Annotated in this window: 14 protein-coding genes; 9 read left to right on the top strand and 5 right to left on the bottom strand. The window is 55.0% G+C overall.

Annotated elements, in window-relative coordinates; all coding sequences use genetic code 11:
• Positions 1-58: 58 nt before the first annotated feature.
• The 4 genes from GUC22_RS26530 (at position 59) to GUC22_RS26515 (ending at position 8,132) form a co-directional block, all read left to right on the top strand.
• Entirely contained in the window at positions 59-2,656 is a 2,598-nt protein-coding gene (locus tag GUC22_RS26530) for a glycoside hydrolase family 38 C-terminal domain-containing protein (RefSeq protein ID WP_098067507.1), read from the top strand.
• Positions 2,657-2,660: 4 nt separating this feature from the next.
• The gene (ptsP, locus tag GUC22_RS26525; RefSeq protein ID WP_098067508.1) at positions 2,661-5,147 is read left to right on the top strand and encodes a phosphoenolpyruvate--protein phosphotransferase; all 2,487 of its coding nucleotides are present in this window, start codon (positions 2,661-2,663) and stop codon (positions 5,145-5,147) included.
• Between the two features lie 160 nt (positions 5,148-5,307).
• Complete coding sequence (locus tag GUC22_RS26520) at positions 5,308-6,015, top strand: oligogalacturonate-specific porin KdgM family protein (protein ID WP_160183864.1); 708 nt, start codon at positions 5,308-5,310, stop codon at positions 6,013-6,015.
• Between the two features lie 86 nt (positions 6,016-6,101).
• Positions 6,102-8,132 (top strand): metallophosphoesterase family protein, encoded by a 2,031-nt coding sequence (locus tag GUC22_RS26515; RefSeq protein WP_227673664.1) that lies wholly within the window; start codon positions 6,102-6,104, stop codon positions 8,130-8,132.
• Positions 8,133-8,167: 35 nt separating this feature from the next.
• Here the strand turns inward: GUC22_RS26515 and rhaT are convergent, their stop codons facing one another.
• Positions 8,168-9,202, bottom strand: a complete 1,035-nt coding sequence (gene rhaT, locus GUC22_RS26510) for an L-rhamnose/proton symporter RhaT (RefSeq protein WP_102650335.1) — start codon at positions 9,200-9,202, stop codon at positions 8,168-8,170.
• Between the two features lie 291 nt (positions 9,203-9,493).
• Here rhaT and sodA point away from each other — a divergent pair, with 291 nt between their 5' ends.
• On the top strand, positions 9,494-10,114 hold the full coding sequence (sodA, locus tag GUC22_RS26505) for a superoxide dismutase [Mn] (protein WP_004127220.1): 621 nt from the start codon (positions 9,494-9,496) through the stop codon (positions 10,112-10,114).
• 71 nt (positions 10,115-10,185) lie between these two features.
• Positions 10,186-10,860, top strand: coding sequence for a 6-hydroxyaminopurine reductase (yiiM, locus tag GUC22_RS26500; RefSeq protein ID WP_102650334.1), 675 nt, complete (start codon positions 10,186-10,188; stop codon positions 10,858-10,860).
• Positions 10,861-10,951: 91 nt separating this feature from the next.
• Here the strand turns inward: yiiM and cpxA are convergent, their stop codons facing one another.
• Entirely contained in the window at positions 10,952-12,325 is a 1,374-nt protein-coding gene (cpxA, locus tag GUC22_RS26495) for an envelope stress sensor histidine kinase CpxA (RefSeq protein WP_004107505.1), read from the bottom strand.
• Entirely contained in the window at positions 12,322-13,020 is a 699-nt protein-coding gene (cpxR, locus tag GUC22_RS26490; RefSeq protein WP_004127228.1) for an envelope stress response regulator transcription factor CpxR, read from the bottom strand. Before cpxR ends, cpxA begins: the two co-directional genes overlap by 4 nt.
• A gap of 149 nt (positions 13,021-13,169) precedes the next feature.
• Here cpxR and cpxP point away from each other — a divergent pair, with 149 nt between their 5' ends.
• The 3 genes from cpxP (at position 13,170) to pfkA (ending at position 15,884) form a co-directional block, all read left to right on the top strand.
• Entirely contained in the window at positions 13,170-13,673 is a 504-nt protein-coding gene (gene cpxP / locus GUC22_RS26485; protein ID WP_004870604.1) for a cell-envelope stress modulator CpxP, read from the top strand.
• 149 nt (positions 13,674-13,822) lie between these two features.
• The gene (gene fieF, locus GUC22_RS26480) at positions 13,823-14,719 is read left to right on the top strand and encodes a CDF family cation-efflux transporter FieF (RefSeq protein ID WP_004870602.1); all 897 of its coding nucleotides are present in this window, start codon (positions 13,823-13,825) and stop codon (positions 14,717-14,719) included.
• Between the two features lie 202 nt (positions 14,720-14,921).
• Positions 14,922-15,884 carry a 6-phosphofructokinase gene (pfkA, locus tag GUC22_RS26475; RefSeq protein ID WP_004127238.1) on the top strand — a complete coding sequence of 321 codons (963 nt, stop codon included), beginning with the start codon at positions 14,922-14,924 and terminating at the stop codon, positions 15,882-15,884.
• A 60-nt stretch (positions 15,885-15,944) separates the two neighbouring features.
• On the opposite strand, the gene rraA is transcribed toward pfkA, so the two are convergent.
• Positions 15,945-16,430: a ribonuclease E activity regulator RraA gene (gene rraA / locus GUC22_RS26470; protein WP_004127241.1), complete on the bottom strand. Its 486-nt coding sequence runs from the start codon at positions 16,428-16,430 to the stop codon at positions 15,945-15,947.
• Positions 16,431-16,522: 92 nt separating this feature from the next.
• The gene (gene menA / locus GUC22_RS26465; RefSeq protein ID WP_004870598.1) at positions 16,523-17,449 is read right to left on the bottom strand and encodes a 1,4-dihydroxy-2-naphthoate polyprenyltransferase; all 927 of its coding nucleotides are present in this window, start codon (positions 17,447-17,449) and stop codon (positions 16,523-16,525) included.
• Positions 17,450-17,687 lie beyond the last annotated feature (238 nt).

Genomic DNA, 17,687 nt, shown 5'->3' with positions numbered 1-17,687 from the left:
TTCAGTGTGGATAAATATTTGCACGGGATACGCATGTCTGAAAACAGGAATATAACTAATGAAAACCGTTCATTTAATTCAGCATACGCACTGGGATCGCGAATGGTATTTTACGGAGAATGATTCTCAGGCCCTGCTTTATTATTTTATGGCCGATCTCCTGCAACGTCTGGAAGCCGATGAAACATTAGGTCCGTTTATGCTTGATGGCCAAACCGTAGTGCTCGAAGATTACTTTCAACTGGCACCGGAAAATCGCGAACGCGTGCAGGCGCTGGTGGCGGCAGGGCGGTTGTTAATTGGCCCGTGGTATACCCAGACGGATTTTCTGGTGGTCGGCGCGGAGTCCATCACCCGCAACCTGCTGCTGGGAACGCTGGACTGCGAAAAAATGGGGCCGCGTATGGCCGTGGGCTATATTCCGGACTCCTTTGGCCAGAGCGCGCAGCTACCGATGTTCCTCAATCAGTTCGCCATTGAGCATGCCGTGATCTGGCGAGGCTGGAGTGAATACGATAGCGAAAACAGCGAGTTTTGCTGGCGCAGCCAGGACGGTAGTTGCGTCACGACGGCAGTATTACCTCAGGGCTATGGTTGTGCGAAATGGCTGCCTACTGAGCCGGAGCAGGCCTGGCCGCGGCTCTCTGCGATCCTCGAAAAGCAGGGCCTCTTTAGCCGGAGTTCGCAGCTATTACTGCCCAACGGCAATGACCAGTCGCCTTTTGAATATGGTGTACCCGCGATGCTGGAGGCGCTGAACGCCCGGCAAAATCACTATCATTTTATCCGCAGTGATTTTAAGCGCTATTTTACCGCTCTTGCGCAGTCCGGCACGCCGCTGGATACCTTTGAAGGCGAGCTGCTCAGTCCAAAATATATGCGTATCCATCGTGGGATTTTTTCCACCCGAATGGATATCAAACAGGCGAATGCCCGGCTGGAGAATTTCCTCAGCCGCCAGCTTGAACCGCTGCTCAGCGTCGCCTGGCGCCTGGGGCTTCCATATCCGCAGCAGGCGGTAGAGGCCATCTGGCGCGAGATGATGAAATCTCACGCTCACGATAGCATCGGCGGGTGTAACTCTGACCGGGTTAACGCGATGGTAAAAGCCCGGCTGTTATCTGGCCAGGAGAAAGCAAGCCAGCTCTATGAACTGAATATGCAGATGCTGGCGAAAGGGATCAGCGCGCAGCAGCAGGGTAAGAAAATCCTGGTTTTTAATGCGTTGCCCTACACACGTGATGGCCTGGTAGCGCTGACGCTATACCTTCCCGGCGCTGATTTTCGCATTGTTGATGGTGATGGGCAGACCTGCCGTTGGCAAATCTTGCGCGAAACATCACAGGACATGTCGGTCATAGTCCAGGAGCTGTCGAACAGTAGCGAAGCGGTTTTTTATCGCAAATGCGAAATCTTACTGGAAGCCTCCGCTCTGCCCGCCTGCGGCTATACAACGTTTTATCTGCAAGAAGGGAGGGCGTGTGATTTTGCCGCTCCGTCATCGGCAGACAGCGCGCTGGAGAATCCCTGGCTGCGCCTGACGCTTGAGCAGGGGCGCATCGTTCTGCTGGATAAACGCAGCGGTAAGCGCTGGGCGGACTTAATCCAGTTGGTGGATGGCGGCGATGCGGGGGATACCTATAACTATTCCCCGCCGGAAATTGACTGGCGCATTAGCGCGGAAGGGGCGCTGGTGTCCGTCGCCTGGCAGCAGGGCGCGTTGGCCGATACGCTGGCGCTGAGCTGGTCTATTGCTGCTCCGTTGACCCTGGAAGATCGCCTGCGTCGTCAGCGTAATGCGCGGCTCGACGTCAATATGCTGATTACGCTGGAGCATCAACGTCCCGTGCTTGATGTGCAGGTTCACGTTAACAACACCCTGCGCGATCATCGCCTACAGGTTGAAATACCCACTGACATCGCGCAAAGCGTCCATTTCGCCGATCAGCCGTTTGGCTTGATTCACCGCGATAATCGGCCTTCAACGCTGGATGTCTGGCAACAGGAAAACTGGAGCGAAGCGCCGACCGCGCTCTGGCCGATGCAAAGTCTGGTTATGATGCACGATGGACAGCAAGGCATGAGCGTGGTGACGGAGGGATTACGCGAATATGAGATCCCCGAGGAACGTCCGTCCGTACTGGCGATCACCTTGCTGCGCAGCGTGGGATGGCTGGGGAAAGCCGGCATGCCCTGGCGACCGGGCCGGGCTTCCGGTATGGCTCTCCCCTCGCCGGACTCGCAAATTGCAGGTGAATTCACCGCCCGATTCGCCCTGATTCCGCTGCACGATGGTGAAAGCCCGAACTTCTGGCGCGAAGTGGAGGCCTGGCGTACACCTGCTATTGGCTGGCTGGATTCAGGCTGGGCGCGATTCAAAACCAACCCTTCAGAACAGACCTTCCCGGCGGCGTACAGCCTGCTGCGCTGGGATACGGCGCTGCATTTCAGCACCTTGAAAAAGGCACAGTATGAAGAGGCATTAATTTTGCGTGGCTGGAACCCTGGTTCGCAGCCGGTTAGCAGCCTGACGCCTGAAACGGTTGATGACCTGTGCGAGGTCACGCTCGCCGAACAGCCTTGCGCCCTCCCTCGCACATGCGTGCCCGCCTGCGCACCTGTTACCTGGCGCATTGCGTCGAACTCTAGAGGATAACGTTGTGTTGAAGATTTCTTTTATCTGCCCGCTGGAAAACGGGCTACATGCGCGACCCGCCAGCGAACTGGAGCAACGCGTCAACGCCTTTAGCGCCCGGATTGATCTGTGTAATTTGCGTAACCAACGACGGGCGGATGCGCGCAGCGTGCTGGCGATGATTGGTGCGGATGTGGTCTATCAGGATCCGTGTGAACTGGTGATTGATGGCCAGGATGAGGCGGCGGCGTATCAGGCGCTGAGCCGGTTTATTCATGATGAATTGGCCGGGTGCGATGCGCCCGTTGCGGTGGTTTCAACTCGCTCTGAGCAACCTTTACCGGTGTTCCTTGCGCAGACAACTTCGCCTTTTGTGCGCGGCAACGGCGTGAGCCCGGGGCTGGCCCTTGGCAGGACGATGCTGCTGGGAACGGTCGATCTGTGGGCGCTGGCGCAGCAGCAAGAACCAGAAGAATCCGCAGCTCAGCATAACGCCATGCAACATGCGCTGCTTCAGGTCCGTCAGCAGCTGCGCCAGGAGCATCAGCATGCACAAGGGGACGCGGCGTCGGTGTTACAGGCGCACAGTAAGCTGCTGGATGACGCGCTTCTGGAAAGCACATTACTCGCGCCTCGCCAGCAGAGAAATACCCTGGCGGCGCTGGCGGCGGCGTTGGATGAGCTTTGCGCTCCTCTGCGCGAAAGCAGAAGCGTCTATTTACGCCAGCGGGTGCTGGACCTGCAGGATCTCGGGCTGCGTCTGGCGGCATATCTGACAGCGCAGCCGCTTACTACGCTTGCGCCTTTGCTTCAGGATACGATTGTAATAAGCCCCGCGCCGATGACCCCTGGCCAGCTTCTGGCGCTGCGTGGCCCCAGGCTGAAAGGGATTATTATGGGCGATGGCGGCGAAACGTCGCATACGGTGATTCTGGCGCGTTCGTTTGGTATCCCGCTGCTCAGTCTGCCTGTGGCGGAATCGGGGTCGATACCGGGTGGTGAAACGCTGCTGCTCGATGCTCGCCATGGCGTAGCGATCCTCTCACCGGACGCGGTGGCGCAGCGTTGGTATCAGCTGGAAACGGAAAAACATCAGCGTATTGCTAACCGCCTGCAACCGTTTATCGACCAGCCAGGGGTCATGCAGGATGGCGAAGGCGTTACGCTGCTGGCGAATATAGCCCTGGCTGCGGAAGCCGATTCGGCGTTTGCTGCCGGAGCGCAGGGTATTGGGCTGTTCCGTACGGAAATGCTCTTCTGCGAACGCAGCTCGCCGCCCGACGAAGAAGAGCAGTACCAGGCTTATCGTCATGTGCTGGAGCAGGCGCAGGGCCGCAAAGTGGTGATCCGCACGCTGGATATTGGCGGCGATAAGCCCTGCGACTACCTGAATTTACCTGAGGAAGAGAATCCGTTCCTCGGCTGGCGCGGGGTTCGCCTTTATCCCGCATTTATGGCCCTTTTTGTCACCCAGATGCGGGCGCTTTTGCGCGCCAGCGCCGTCGGGCCGTTGCATATTATGGCTCCGATGGTGGCGACGCTTGAGGAGATTAAGTGGTTGCATACGCAGTTCACGCAGACTCAGGCTGAGCTGACGGCGCAGGGTGTGGCGACCGGAACCTGGTCACTGGGCATGATGGCTGAAGTCCCCTCGGTGCTTTATTTACTGGATAAAGCCGCCGCCTGGATTGATTTTGTTTCCATTGGCAGTAACGACCTGGCGCAGTATTTTCTCGCCTGCGACCGGGGCAATGCCAGCGTACGCCATCTTTACAATTACTTTGATCCGGCATTTTTGCAGCTGCTGCAAGAGATGACGGCGCGGGCGCATCGTGCAGGCGTGGAGATTAGCCTGTGCGGAGAAATGGGCGGCGACCCGCAGGCGCTGCCGCTGCTGCTGGGGGCCGGGCTGCGCCATATCAGTATGTCCGCCAGCCGTATCGGTAGCGCGAAAGCGCAGTTAACAACGCTTTCCGCCGTTGAATGCCAGCAGATGCTGAAACAGGTCGTGGCGGCCGAGAGCGGGCAAGATGTGGTGGCCCTTTTGCAGAAACAGTCGATAACTACCTTTCCGGTATTCGATCCCCGGCTGATCCTGCTCGATCGGGGCATTGACGCTAAGGCTGAGGTGATTAAGCGCCTGACCGACAACCTGGAAATTGAGCAGCGTGCGCGCTGTGGTGCGGAGGTGGAAGCGGCAATCTGGCAGCGCGAGGCCATCTTTTCAACCGCCCTGGGTTTTGCTATCGCGCTCCCCCACTGCAAATCGCCCGCCGTTACCAGCAGCAGCGTATCGGTTATGCGTCTCGCTTCACCGCTGGCGTGGAATGAGGAGGTTTCCGTATCGCTGATAATTATGCTGACAGTGAGTGAGGAGGAGAAAGGTGACCATATGAAAATATTTTCTCGGCTGGCAAGAAAATTAATGCATGCTGATTTTCGCCAACAATTGCTGGAGGGCAATAACCCGCAGGCGGTTGCCGAATTGCTGCAACGGGAAATTGCGATGTAATTATTTAGCCGTTGCTAAAAGTTAATTTATTGATGTGCTGATTTTTACTGCTTTCAGGGCAGCGGCATCGTGCTGCCTTTATTCACTACGTAATCAGGAGGAGAAACATTTCTTTAGTTAGCTTTCTTATTTTAATAAATTAATAAAATGGATGATTCTTATGAAAAAACAATACCTCTGTGGACTATTTTTAGCAGCAAGCTTTTCCTCGCACGCCACCTATATTGATTACCGGCATGAGTGGCTGGGCGATCAGCATAAACAAGAAGATCGTATCAACATGGGGCATTCTTTAAATAACGGTATTTACTTTAGCGTTGAGGGGAAGTGGGAGAGTAAACAGGGCGGCTTCTGGGATAATCTCTCCTCAAAAGGGAACGAATTTGAACTTGGCTACAAATATAAGCTACTGGACAATCTCTCCATTACTCCCTCGTTTGCGCTGGATTCGGGGGAACGCGATACGGCATACAAGTTTAGTGTGAAGAGCGTCTATAACTGGACCGATGCTTTCTCCAGCGGAGTTCGGCTGCGCTACGCTGTTCGCGACTATGAACGAGAGTATGATCCCGATAGAGCCAGCCAGCACTACTGGCAGGCAAACTTCTATCTAGGCTACCGGATTTATGACGTCTCTTTTGATTACGATTTTGAATATAAATTCGATACCGACTATCCAGCCTTACGCGGAAAAGAAAAAGATTATGTGCATAATGTGACGGTGGCCTGGAGAGGAAACAAAACCTGGGTGCCTTACGTCGAATTAGGGTATGTTTCATATGATGATGGTTCATATGTAAAAGATGGCAAAACTTATCGTGATGCCTGGGAGATGCGTTATCGCGTAGGTATTACCTACAACTTCTAATTATTTTTATCTAAAAATAAGGAGATGCAATGAGAGTAATTTCCATTGCTGGAATAGCGGCGTTTTTTCTCTGTACGCACGCGGCTATGGCTACAGAAAATTATCAATACCGTGTCGCATTTATGCCGGATATCCATTTTCATAACGTGTACGGCGAATTTCAGGACGGCGCATTTAGCGGGCTGAAGAATAGCAAGAGCGGGCAGAATGCGATGATTCGCACCATGTATGCGCAGCTTACGTCAACGCGATTATTTAATGAAAACTACTTTGCCCTGCGCGCGGCGCTGGATGACGCCGGGAAAAAGGGGATAAAACTGATCGCGCTGCCCGGAGACTTTAGCGACGATGGACAGTCTGTGCATATTCGCGGACTGGTGACCCTGCTGAAGGAGTATGAGCAAAAATATGCCATGCGATTCTTTGCAACGCCGGGTAATCACGACCCGAACCGACCCTTTGATTTACCTGATGGGGAAGAGGATTTCTTAGGGCAGGGAGGGAAAACGCAGCGGATTTTTAGTTTTGGCGCCAAAGAGTGTACAGGCTATCAGGGGAAAACCGCACTTATTCCAACAGGTGCGGAATTGCCGACTATCTGTAGCGAGGAGATGGTAAGCCGCGGCTATGAGTACATTATGCAAATGATGGCGCCGTTCGGTATCGATCCGCAGCCTGAAGATATCTATTGGGAAACGCCTTACTCATCCTATGGGCAGCAGGATTACACGTTTGACAAAGCCAAACAGGCCAGCGACTTCCGCCAGCGGCAGTATGAGATTTGCGCCCAGGGAACCGGCGGTGCATATCGGCAACCGGATTATGGCCCCTGTTTTACTGTCGCTGATAGCAGCTATCTCGTTGAGCCGATACCGGGTCTATGGCTGTTGGCCGTTGATGCGAATGTCTACGTGCCGCGCGAGGATGCGGATCTGACGAATCCGCAGTCTGCTAAAAACTTCGCGGGTTCAGGTGACGCAGGCTACAACAAAATGCTCACTCACAAGCAGCAGGTGGTGGCGTGGATGACGTCCGTTGCCATGCGGGCAAAAGAGCAGAAAAAGACGCTGATCACCTTTAGCCACTTCCCGATGGTCGAATTCGATAACGGTGCTGCTGGCGATCTGGAGTCCATCTTTGGCGAAGGTAAATTTCAGTTGAAGAGGGCCCCGAAAGAGGATACCAGTCATGCGTTAGCGAAGACGGGTATTGGCGTACACGTAGGCGGACATATGCACTTTAACGATACCGGCGTGCGTAAATATCCTGACGGTAGCCTGCTATTTAATATTCAGGCGCCTTCCATGGCGGCCTACGTTCCGGCGTATAAAATCCTCAATTTCTCTAATCGGAGCGAGATTGATGTTCAGACCGTTATCCTGGACAGCGTGCCGCGCTTTAATGAGCTTTTTGAACACTACCAGCAAGAGTGGGAGCATCTGAAAGCCACAGGTTCTCCGCACCTCTGGAACAAAGCGGTGCTAAGCGCGAAGGATTATTATGACTTTACCAATTGGCATATCACCGAACTTACCCGGCTGCGTTTTATTCCCGAAGAGTGGCCATGTGAAATTCGTCAGATGCTTTTTAGCCTGAACGGTGCGGAAATGTTGACGCTGAGTCAGTTGAGCAGCCATACCTCTTACCATGATGTTCTGACCGTCCCGATGAGCAGCGATCGTGCCGTTTGCGCTAAAGGAGATGCACCGCCTGTTAGGGCTATCGGGCAAATTTATCTGCAAAAGAATGCCGCAGCATGGCAGCTTGCGCAGCAAAAAGCCCAGGCTTTGGCCCAGGATGCTGGTATGACGCTGGATCAGTTCGCCTCATGGAATGGCTTTGATTTGGCAGTGGATTTTTATCGTCTGCGCAATGCCGATGAGCTGGCGCTGCGCGATATTTCCGCACAACGCTTACGCGAATATCAGCTGTTGACTCGCACCCTGGCGCAGTCGTTACCTGCTGAGGCCTCGGCGCTGACGGCGGATAGCGGCTTCGAAGCCATCTTCCGCCTGCGCTTTGGCAGCATTTTTAGCGTGATAGATAAATATCTGCGGGGTAACCCCTCACGAAATTTCCATCTGAATAGCGAAACGGGTGAAATCTCCGCGCGTTAAAACCCTGCCCCTGCCCGATACGGCAGGGGCGTAAATTAGTTTGCCATCCCCAGGCCAACGATATTGGCGGCGATGATAATTACCACACAGCCGAGGCTGAGGACGCCCACCGGACGACGACCGGCGTTGTTCCACTCTTTCAGGATCAGACCCACCAGGCCGCCGCACAGGACGTAGAAGCTCATATGCAGCATCCAGCTCATGTAGTCGTACTGCGCCGGAATGCTGGCGTGTCCCCAGGCGTAGAAGAAGAACTGGAGATACCACATCAGGCCGCCTAACGCCGAAAGCAGGATATTGCTGATGATGAGCGGTTTTGCCAGCGAGAAGTCGGCTTTTATCGACAGGTTTTTCACTTTTGCCAGACGAATAAAGCAGAAGCCGAGGTTAACCAGCGCGCCGCCGCCCATGATCACCACATAGCTTGGCAGCGCGGTGTAAAGCGGGTCGACGCCGAGCGCGGCGGCGGCTTCATGCATTGGCTTGGCGGCGTTCATGGCGAACGACATACCGGCTGAGAAGATGCCGCACATTACCGCCAGAAGCAGCCCTTTTTTCAGGTTGAAGTCTTCAGCTTTGATGCCCATTTTGCGCTCTTTCAGCTGGCCTGCGCGGGTGACAATACCGACGCCAATCACCGCAACCAGCACGCCAAGCAGCGTCATCTGGCCGCCTTTAGTGTTAATCAAGACATCAAACTGACCGTTGAGAATGGGCGTCATCAGGGTACCGACAATCAGCGTAATACCAATGGCGATGCCGATCCCCATCGACATGCCGAGGTAGCGCATCGTCAGGCCATAGTTAATATTACCGATACCCCACATGGCGCCGAACAGGAAGACGGGCAGAAGCGTGGAGGCGTCAAAAGAGCCGTAATAGGACCAGAAGTCGGGCAGCAGCATGGCGCTGATGGCCCAGGGGAGGATCAGCCAAGAGACAATACCGCCGATAGACCACATGGTTTCCCAGGACCAATGTTTAACTTTCTTGAACGGGGCATAGAAACAGGCTGCACTGGCCGCACCTATCAAATGCCAAAAAATACCCATCGTAATCGCGTGATTCATTGATTTTATCCTCATCTATTTTTTATCGGATAAATCTTCTTCCGACCCGATGAGTGTAAAAATCGGTCAGTTTTTCCGCCTTTAAGCTGTTGCCACCGGAAGCCTGAACCTGGCAACCAAAAACTTAATTAGTTGTTCTGTATCACAAAATGACATCTATCACCCCTTGTTATAACCTTATTAAAAATACGGCATTGATAAGCGTTTTCAATATCATTTAATTAACTATAATGAACCAACTGCTTACGCGGCATTAACACTTTCCGCCGCTCGACAATAATGGAGATGATTATGAGTTACACACTGCCTGCCCTGCCGTACGCTTATGACGCCCTGGAACCGCATTTTGACAAGCAGACGATGGAAATCCATCACACTAAACACCACCAGACCTACGTGAACAACGCCAACGCGGCGCTGGAAAGCCTGCCTGAATTCGCGAGCCTGTCCGCAGAAGAGCTGATTACCAAACTGGATCAGCTGCCAGCAGACAAAAAAACCGTTCTGCGTAACAACGCCGGCGGCCACGCTAACCACAGCCTGTTCTGGAAAGGCCTGAAAACCGGTACCACTCTGCAGGGCGACCTGAAAGCGGCTATCGAACGCGATTTCGGTTCCGTTGACAACTTCAAAGCGGAATTTGAAAAAGCGGCGGCGACCCGTTTCGGCTCCGGCTGGGCGTGGCTGGTGCTGAAAGGCGACAAGCTGGCGGTGGTTTCTACCGCTAACCAGGACTCCCCGCTGATGGGTGAAGCTATCTCCGGCGCTTCCGGCTTCCCGATTATCGGCCTGGACGTGTGGGAACACGCTTACTACCTGAAATTCCAGAACCGTCGCCCGGACTACATCAAAGCGTTCTGGGACGTGGTGAACTGGGACGAAGCCGCAGCGCGTTTTGCCGCCAAAAAATAAGGTTGCATTGTGCTGAGCGAGAAGCGAGTCTGATGACTCGCTTTTTTTATATCCGCAGCAAAGGAGCAGCGATGCACTATCCGGTGAATGTCTTTGTGGGCAAGGTAAGGGATTACGACGGCAGCCGTCCAAGCGCCATCGGGAAAGTCCAGGTCGATGGTGAACTGACCCTCGGCGATTTGGGGCTGGAGGGCGATGAGCAGGCCGAGAAGAAAATTCACGGCGGACCGGACCGCGCGCTGTGCCACTATCCCCGAGAACACTACGCCCATTGGGTGCTTGAACTGCCGCAGCAGGCGGATCTTTTCTGCGCCCCGGCGTTTGGCGAGAATCTCTCGACCGAAGGGCTGACGGAAAAAAACGTCTACATCGGCGATATCTTCCGCTGGGGAGAGGCGCTGATCCAGGTGACGCAGCCGCGCTCTCCGTGCTTCAAGCTCAACTATCATTTTGCCGTCAGCGATATGGCCCAGCTTATGCAGAACAGCGGCAAAACCGGCTGGCTGTATCGGGTGGTGGCGGGCGGGCAGGTCTCCAGCGATGCGCCGCTGGCGCTGGTATCCCGGCTTAGCGACGTCAGCGTTCACGAAGCGGGGGCTATCGCCTGGCAGATGCCGTTTGATGATGACCAGTACCGCCGTTTACTTTCCGCGGCGGGGCTGTCGGTAAGCTGGAGCAGAACGATGCAGAAGCGGCGTTTAAGCGGGCAGATCGAGAATAATTCGCGGAGATTGTGGGGAAAGTAGCGCTTCCGTGCGCGTTCCCGGATGGCGGCGCGTTGCGCCTTATCCGGGCTACCCGTTTCGAATCCGGCCTGGCGAAGCGCAGGCCGGGGGATCAGGTGCGCTTGTACAGCGGCAGCCAGAGGGTTAAACGCAGACCGCCCAGCGGGCTGTCGTCGGCTTTTACCCAACCGCGGTGCTGTTGAATCGCCGCTTCGACAATCGCCAGACCCAGGCCGGTACCGCCAGACTCGCGATCGCGCGCCTCATCGGTACGGTAGAACGGACGGAAAATCTGCTCGCGATCCTCAGGACTCACGCCCGGCCCGTCATCATCGACGTTAACCGTAATCCCGTCTTTATCCACCGAGAAGCTCACTGAAATTTTGGTATGCGAGTAGCGCAGCGCGTTGCGCACGATATTCTCCAGCGCGCTTTCCAGCGCATTGGGGTTACCGTACAGCGGCCAGGGTCCCGGCGGATACTCGACGGTGAACGATTTCCCCATCTGTTCGGCTTCAAAGGCGGCGTTATCCAGCACCTCGCCCCACAGCTGGTTGGCTTTCACCGTTTCGCTGACCAGCGCGGTTTTGGCCTGATTGCGCGACATCACCAGCAGGTCGTTGATCATGCTATCGAGCCGATGCGCTTCCATCTCAATACGCTCCAGCTCTTTACTTTCCCCGCTGCGGCGGCGCAGAAGGGCGGTGCCTAACTGCAGGCGGGTCAGCGGCGTGCGCAGCTCGTGGGAGATATCGGACAGCAGACGATGCTGGCTGGACATCATGCGCTCCAGCGCGGTCACCATCTGGTTAAAACTGGTCCCGGCGGCTAAAAATTCCTGCGGACCGGCTTCCAGCTCCGGATGCTGACGCAGGTTGCCCTGGGCGACTTCATCGGCGGCATTTTTCAGCTTACGCGCCGGTTTCGCCAGGCTCCACGCCAGCCACAGCAGCAGCGGGGCGCTGACTAACATGGTGACGATCAGCAGCAGTAACGGCCGGTCGAACAGCAGATTGATGAAGTCAGATTGCGACGTGTTGGCAGGGCGAATCAGATAGAGCTGGTAGTTATCTTCTCCATCCCTGACGGAAAAAGGCCCGACCATTTCCAGACGACCATAGCGCTTTTTCTGCGGATGGTCGGCGTTATCCGCCTGGCCGATAAAGTTGCGGATAATCTGCATTTCGTTGCGTTCGGCACCGATAACGCGACCTTCGCTGGTAACCAGCAGCAAACGCTGGCCCGGCGGAGCCCACTTATCGATGGCGCGAAACAGACGACGCCACCACATCAGGTCGTTTGGCGGATCGTTCGCCAGTTCGGCCTCGACGTGTTGTTCAATCATGATGCCCTGACGTTGCTCGCTCTCCAGCAGCTCGGTCATCTGGCGCGAGTCCAGCTTGGGCAGCATCAGAACCAGCATCAACACCAGCGCCAGCGTGAGCCAGAAAATAGCGAAGATGCGTGCGGTTAAACTTCCAATCATGAAGCCGATACCATCAGATAGCCGCGTCCGCGCAGGGTTTTAAACCACGGGTGGCCGTCTTTGCGCTCCGGCAGCTTGCGCCGCAGGTTGGAGATGTGCATATCGATCGCGCGATCGAATGGCGTCAGGCGTTTACCTAATACTTCCTGGCTCAGGTGCTCGCGCGAAACCACCTGGCCAAGATGCTGCGCCAGGAGATAGAGCAGGGTGAACTCGGTGCCGGTCAGCTCCAGGGTCAGACCATCGAAGCTGGCTTCCTGGCGACCGGGGTTAAGGCTCAGCGCATCCACTTCCAGCGTCGGTGAACCGGCTTCGGTTGTCTGCTGCTGCTCGCTCCAGTGCGACCGGCGCAGAATCGCGCGTATACGCGCCACCAGCTCACGATCGTTGAACGGCTTAGGCAAATAATCGTCCGCGCCCAGCTCGAGGCCGAGAACGCGATCCAGCTCGCTCCCGCGGGCCGTTAGCATGATAACCGGGGTCTGGTGCGTCTGACGCAACTCTTTGAGCGTGTCGATACCGTTTTTCTTCGGCATCATTACATCAAGCAAAAGTAAATCGATGCTGTCGTCCAGAAGGGCCAGCGCCTGTTCCCCATCATGGGCCACGAGCACATTAAAACCTTCCATATCGAGCAGCTCTTTTAACAGGGAGGTGAGCTCCCGGTCATCATCTACTAACAGGATTTTATTCATTGTTTAAATACCTCCGAGGCAGAAATTACGTCATCAAGGCTCGCTAATCCATGACTTTACGTTGTTTTACACCCCCTGACGCATGTTTGCAGCCTGCATCGTAAACTCTCTCTCGTTGAATCGCGACACAAACGTTTTGGGAGTATGTGATGCGCAATGTTATCGCTGCCGTCATGGCCTCAACGCTGGCGCTAAGTGCATATAGCCAAGCCGCTGAAGTCGTCACCAGCGTTAACTGGCTTCCCGGAGACGAAAGTGTCCAGCGCAGCAGCCAGAGCCATATGTTTGACGGCATAAGTTTAACTGAACAGCAACGGCAACAGTTACGAGATCTTATGCAGCGGGCACGCCACGACAGGCCACCCGTTAATGTTAGCGAAATGGAGACAATGCATCGCCTTGTCACCGCAGAAAATTTTGATGAAAACGCTGTGCGCGCTCAGGCAGATAAGATGGCGCAGGAACAGGTTGCCCGCCAGGTCGAAATGGCAAAAGTTCGCAACCAGATGTATCACCTGCTAACGCCAGAGCAGCAAGCGGTTTTAAACGCTAAGCACCAGCAACGAATGGATCAGTTGCGTGAGGTTGCACGGATGCAAAAAGGCTCAGCGATGATGCTTTCGAGTAGTAGCAATACCCTGCAACCCCAGTAACAACCCTGTTTTCCTTGCCATAGACACCATCCCTGTCTTCCCCCACATGATGTGGGGGTTTTTTTTGCCCTTTATTCAGCGCCCTCCTGGCTCCCCGTCGCGGTAAAAGATCGGGTTATACTAAGCGCATCGCGAAGTAAGGAGCGTTTATGAGTCAATCCTATGGGCAACTGGTGAGCCGCGCGGCGATTGCGGCGACGGTGATGGCCTCTGCGTTACTTTTGATCAAGATTTTTGCATGGTGGTATACCGGATCTGTGAGTATTCTGGCGGCGCTGGTTGATTCACTGGTGGATATCGCCGCCTCGTTAACCAACCTGTTGGTGGTGCGTTATTCGCTGCAGCCTGCCGATGAAGAACATACCTTTGGCCACGGTAAGGCGGAATCGCTGGCGGCGCTGGCGCAAAGCATGTTTATCTCCGGCTCGGCGCTGTTTCTGTTCTTGACCGGTATTCAGCATCTTGTTCGTCCTGAGCCGATGAATGCGGCAGGGGTAGGGATGGTGGTGACGCTGGTTGCGCTGGTCAGCACGCTGCTGCTGGTCACGTTCCAGCGCTGGGTGGTGAGAAAAACCCAAAGTCAGGCGGTACGGGCGGATATGCTTCATTATCAGTCTGATGTTATGATGAACGGCGCAATTCTGGTGGCGCTGGCCCTCTCCTGGTACGGCTGGCACCGGGCCGATGCGCTGTTTGCATTAGGTATCGGCGTCTATATTTTATATAGCGCGCTGCGTATGGCCTATGACGCCGTTCAGTCGTTATTAGACCGCGCGCTGCCTGATGAGGAACGCCAGGACATTATCAATATCGTGACCGCATGGCCAGGCGTCAGCGGGGCGCACGATCTACGAACGCGGCAGTCAGGGCCGACTCGCTTTATTCAGATTCATTTGGAAATGGAAGATAACCTCCCGCTGGTTCAGGCACATGTGATTGCCGACCAGGTGGAGCAGGCGCTGTTGCTCCGTTTTCCTGGGTCCGATGTCATTATCCACCAGGACCCCTGCTCTGTGGTGCCGTTAGGGCGGCAGGGTGTTTTATGATCTTTAGGTTATAGTCTGTAAACTCGATGTAAAAGTGTGGGGCGGATCGGCATTTTTTGTATAAATTACCGCCATTTGGTCTGACCTGAATCAATTCAGCCAGAAGCGTTTGATATACTATTGCAATTATCGTTGTGCACTCCTGGTGAGGGGCGCTTCAGGCAACAGGATTATTTTTTGCTTCCTAAGTTCAGAGGTAGTCATGATTAAGAAAATCGGTGTGTTGACAAGTGGCGGTGATGCCCCGGGCATGAACGCAGCAATCCGTGGCGTTGTGCGTGCGGCATTAACGGAAGGTCTGGAAGTTTTTGGAATCTATGACGGTTACCTCGGCCTGTATGAAGATCGTATGGTTCAGCTCGACCGCTACAGCGTTTCCGACATGATCAACCGCGGCGGCACCTTCCTGGGGTCGGCGCGTTTTCCAGAATTTCGTGAAGAACATATTCGCGCCGTCGCCATTGAAAATATGAGAAAGCGCGGCCTGGATGCGCTGGTGGTTATTGGTGGTGACGGTTCCTATATGGGTGCCGTGCGTCTGACTGAGATGGGCTTCCCCTGCATCGGCCTGCCGGGCACGATCGACAACGATATCAAAGGCACCGACTATACCATCGGCTTCTTTACCGCATTGAGCACCGTGGTAGAGGCTATTGACCGCCTGCGTGATACCTCTTCCTCCCACCAGCGTATTTCCGTTGTGGAAGTGATGGGCCGTTACTGCGGCGACCTGACCCTGGCGGCAGCTATCTCCGGCGGCTGTGAGTTCATCATGGTGCCTGAGGTTGAATACACTCGCGACGACCTGGTCTCAGAAATTAAGGCGGGTATCGCCAAAGGTAAAAAGCACGCGATTGTGGCGATCACCGAGCATATGTGCGACGTCGACGAGCTGGCTCACTACATCGAGAAAGAGACCGGCCGTGAAACTCGCGCAACCGTACTGGGCCACATTCAGCGCGGCGGCTCCCCGGTTCCTTATGACCGTATACTGGCATCCCGCATGGGCGCGTACGCGATTGACCTGCTGCTGCAGGGCTTCGGCGGCCGCTGCGTCGGTATTCAGAACGAGAAGCTGGTGCACCACGACATTATCGACGCTATCGAAAACATGAAGCGTCCGTTCAAAAGCGACTGGCTGGATTGCGCTAAGAAGCTGTACTAAGCCTCCGGCGGAAACAAAAAGGCCTTCTCAGAGAGAAGGCCTTTTTTTATGGGCGGGACGCTACTCGATATCCAGGGCATCCTCGGAAAGGATAATCCCGGTATTATCGGCGTAGAGATGGTCGCCGGAAAAGAAGGTGACGCCGCCGAAGTTGACGCGCACGTCGCTTTCGCCGATTCCTTCACCTGCGGCTCCGACGGGGATGGCGGCCAGCGCCTGGATACCGATATCCAGCTCTTCCAGATCGTCAACCTGACGCACCGCGCCATAGACGACCAGCCCTTCCCACTCGTTTTGTACGGCCAGACGCGCCAGGTCAGCGTCAATCAATGCGCGTCGAACGGAACCACCGCCGTCAACCAACAGGACATGACCACGGCCGTTCTGTTCGAGCATATCGTAGAGCAACCCGTTATCCTCGAAACATTTTACCGTGATGATTTGTCCACCAAACGACGAGCGCCCCCCAAAGTTGGAGAACAGAGGTTCCACGACGTTGACATCCTCCTGGTAGATGTCACAAAGCTCGGAAGTATCGTATTTCATAGGCTTAACGTTCAGTTGCTGCGAGAATTTTCAGTATATCGCGTGAATCATGCTGTTGGCAAAATCATCAATTGTTAATTGATATTTGTCAGTTAAGCCGCAAGCCTGCTGAAAATAATTCCGATAACAAACAGCAGGTTGGTCAGCAGCGCCCCTTTAACCGTTCTTTCGAGCATTGGACGCATGGCGACGGGGTCGCGCTCGCGTATCACATAACGCGCCTGCTTAACCAGCAGCGGCGTCGCCAGCAGGAACAGCCAGCCCCACGGATTATGCAGCGAGATCAGGTTAAACAGCGCCAGGCACAGCAGCGCGCCAAACAGCAGGCAGGCGTGATAGCGGCGAGCGTTAACCGGCCCCAGGCGCACGGCGAGGGTGTTTTTACCGTTTTCGCGATCGCTGTCGATATCGCGCAGGTTGTTAATATTCAGCACCGCCGTCGCCAGCAGGCCGCAGGCGGTGGCGGGTAAGAAAATGACCGCCTCAACGCTGTGCGCCTGCAGGTACCAGCTCCCGACGACGCTAAGCCAGCCGAAGAACACCAGCACAGAGATATCGCCAAGACCGATGTAGCCGTAAGGGCGAGTGCCGACGGTATAGGTGATGGCGGCCACGATCGCGAGCCCGCCGAGGACCATAAAACCGATAAAATCGGCCATGGTTTGCCAGGACAGGAACAGCAGCGCCAGGCCGGAGAGACAAATCAGCGCCACGGTGAGAATCAACGCGCGTTTCATCTGCGCCTGGGTAATGGCGCCTTTCTGCATACCGCGCAGCGGGCCGATACGGTCAGGTTTATCGCTGCCTTTTATCGCGTCGCCATAATCGTTGGCCAGATTGGAGAGGATTTGTAATAAACCGGCGGTAATGATGGCCAGCAGCGCAACCCAGGGATCGAAACTGCCCTGATGCCAGGCAAGCGCGGAGCCGACAATGATGGCGGCAAAGGCCAGAGGTAACGTTTTTGGGCGCAGGCTTTCCAGCCAGGCCTGGGTGCGAGTGATTGCGTGTTCGGTCATAAGTCCCGGCCAATAAAAAATGGGGCTCTACCCTTCATACTTCAAGCTGCAGATACGTAGGCTACGCTGATTCACCCCAGTCATGTACTTATGCACACTCCTGGGGATGAATTCCCTTGCCGCATGATTCGGCCTTCGGGACCAGCGCAAGCGCTGTTCAAACGGTTAACCGTTTTGTCCTGCAACTCAAATTAGTAGGGTATCTATAGCCCCATCTAGTGTGATGAAAATATATTGA

Origin of the sequence: Klebsiella sp. MPUS7 (assembly GCF_009905335.1) — a bacterium.
Taxonomy (GTDB): Bacteria; Pseudomonadota; Gammaproteobacteria; order Enterobacterales; family Enterobacteriaceae; genus Klebsiella; species Klebsiella grimontii.
Note: the sequence above shows the minus strand (reverse complement) of the source record. Positions and strands in the feature narration are given on the sequence as shown.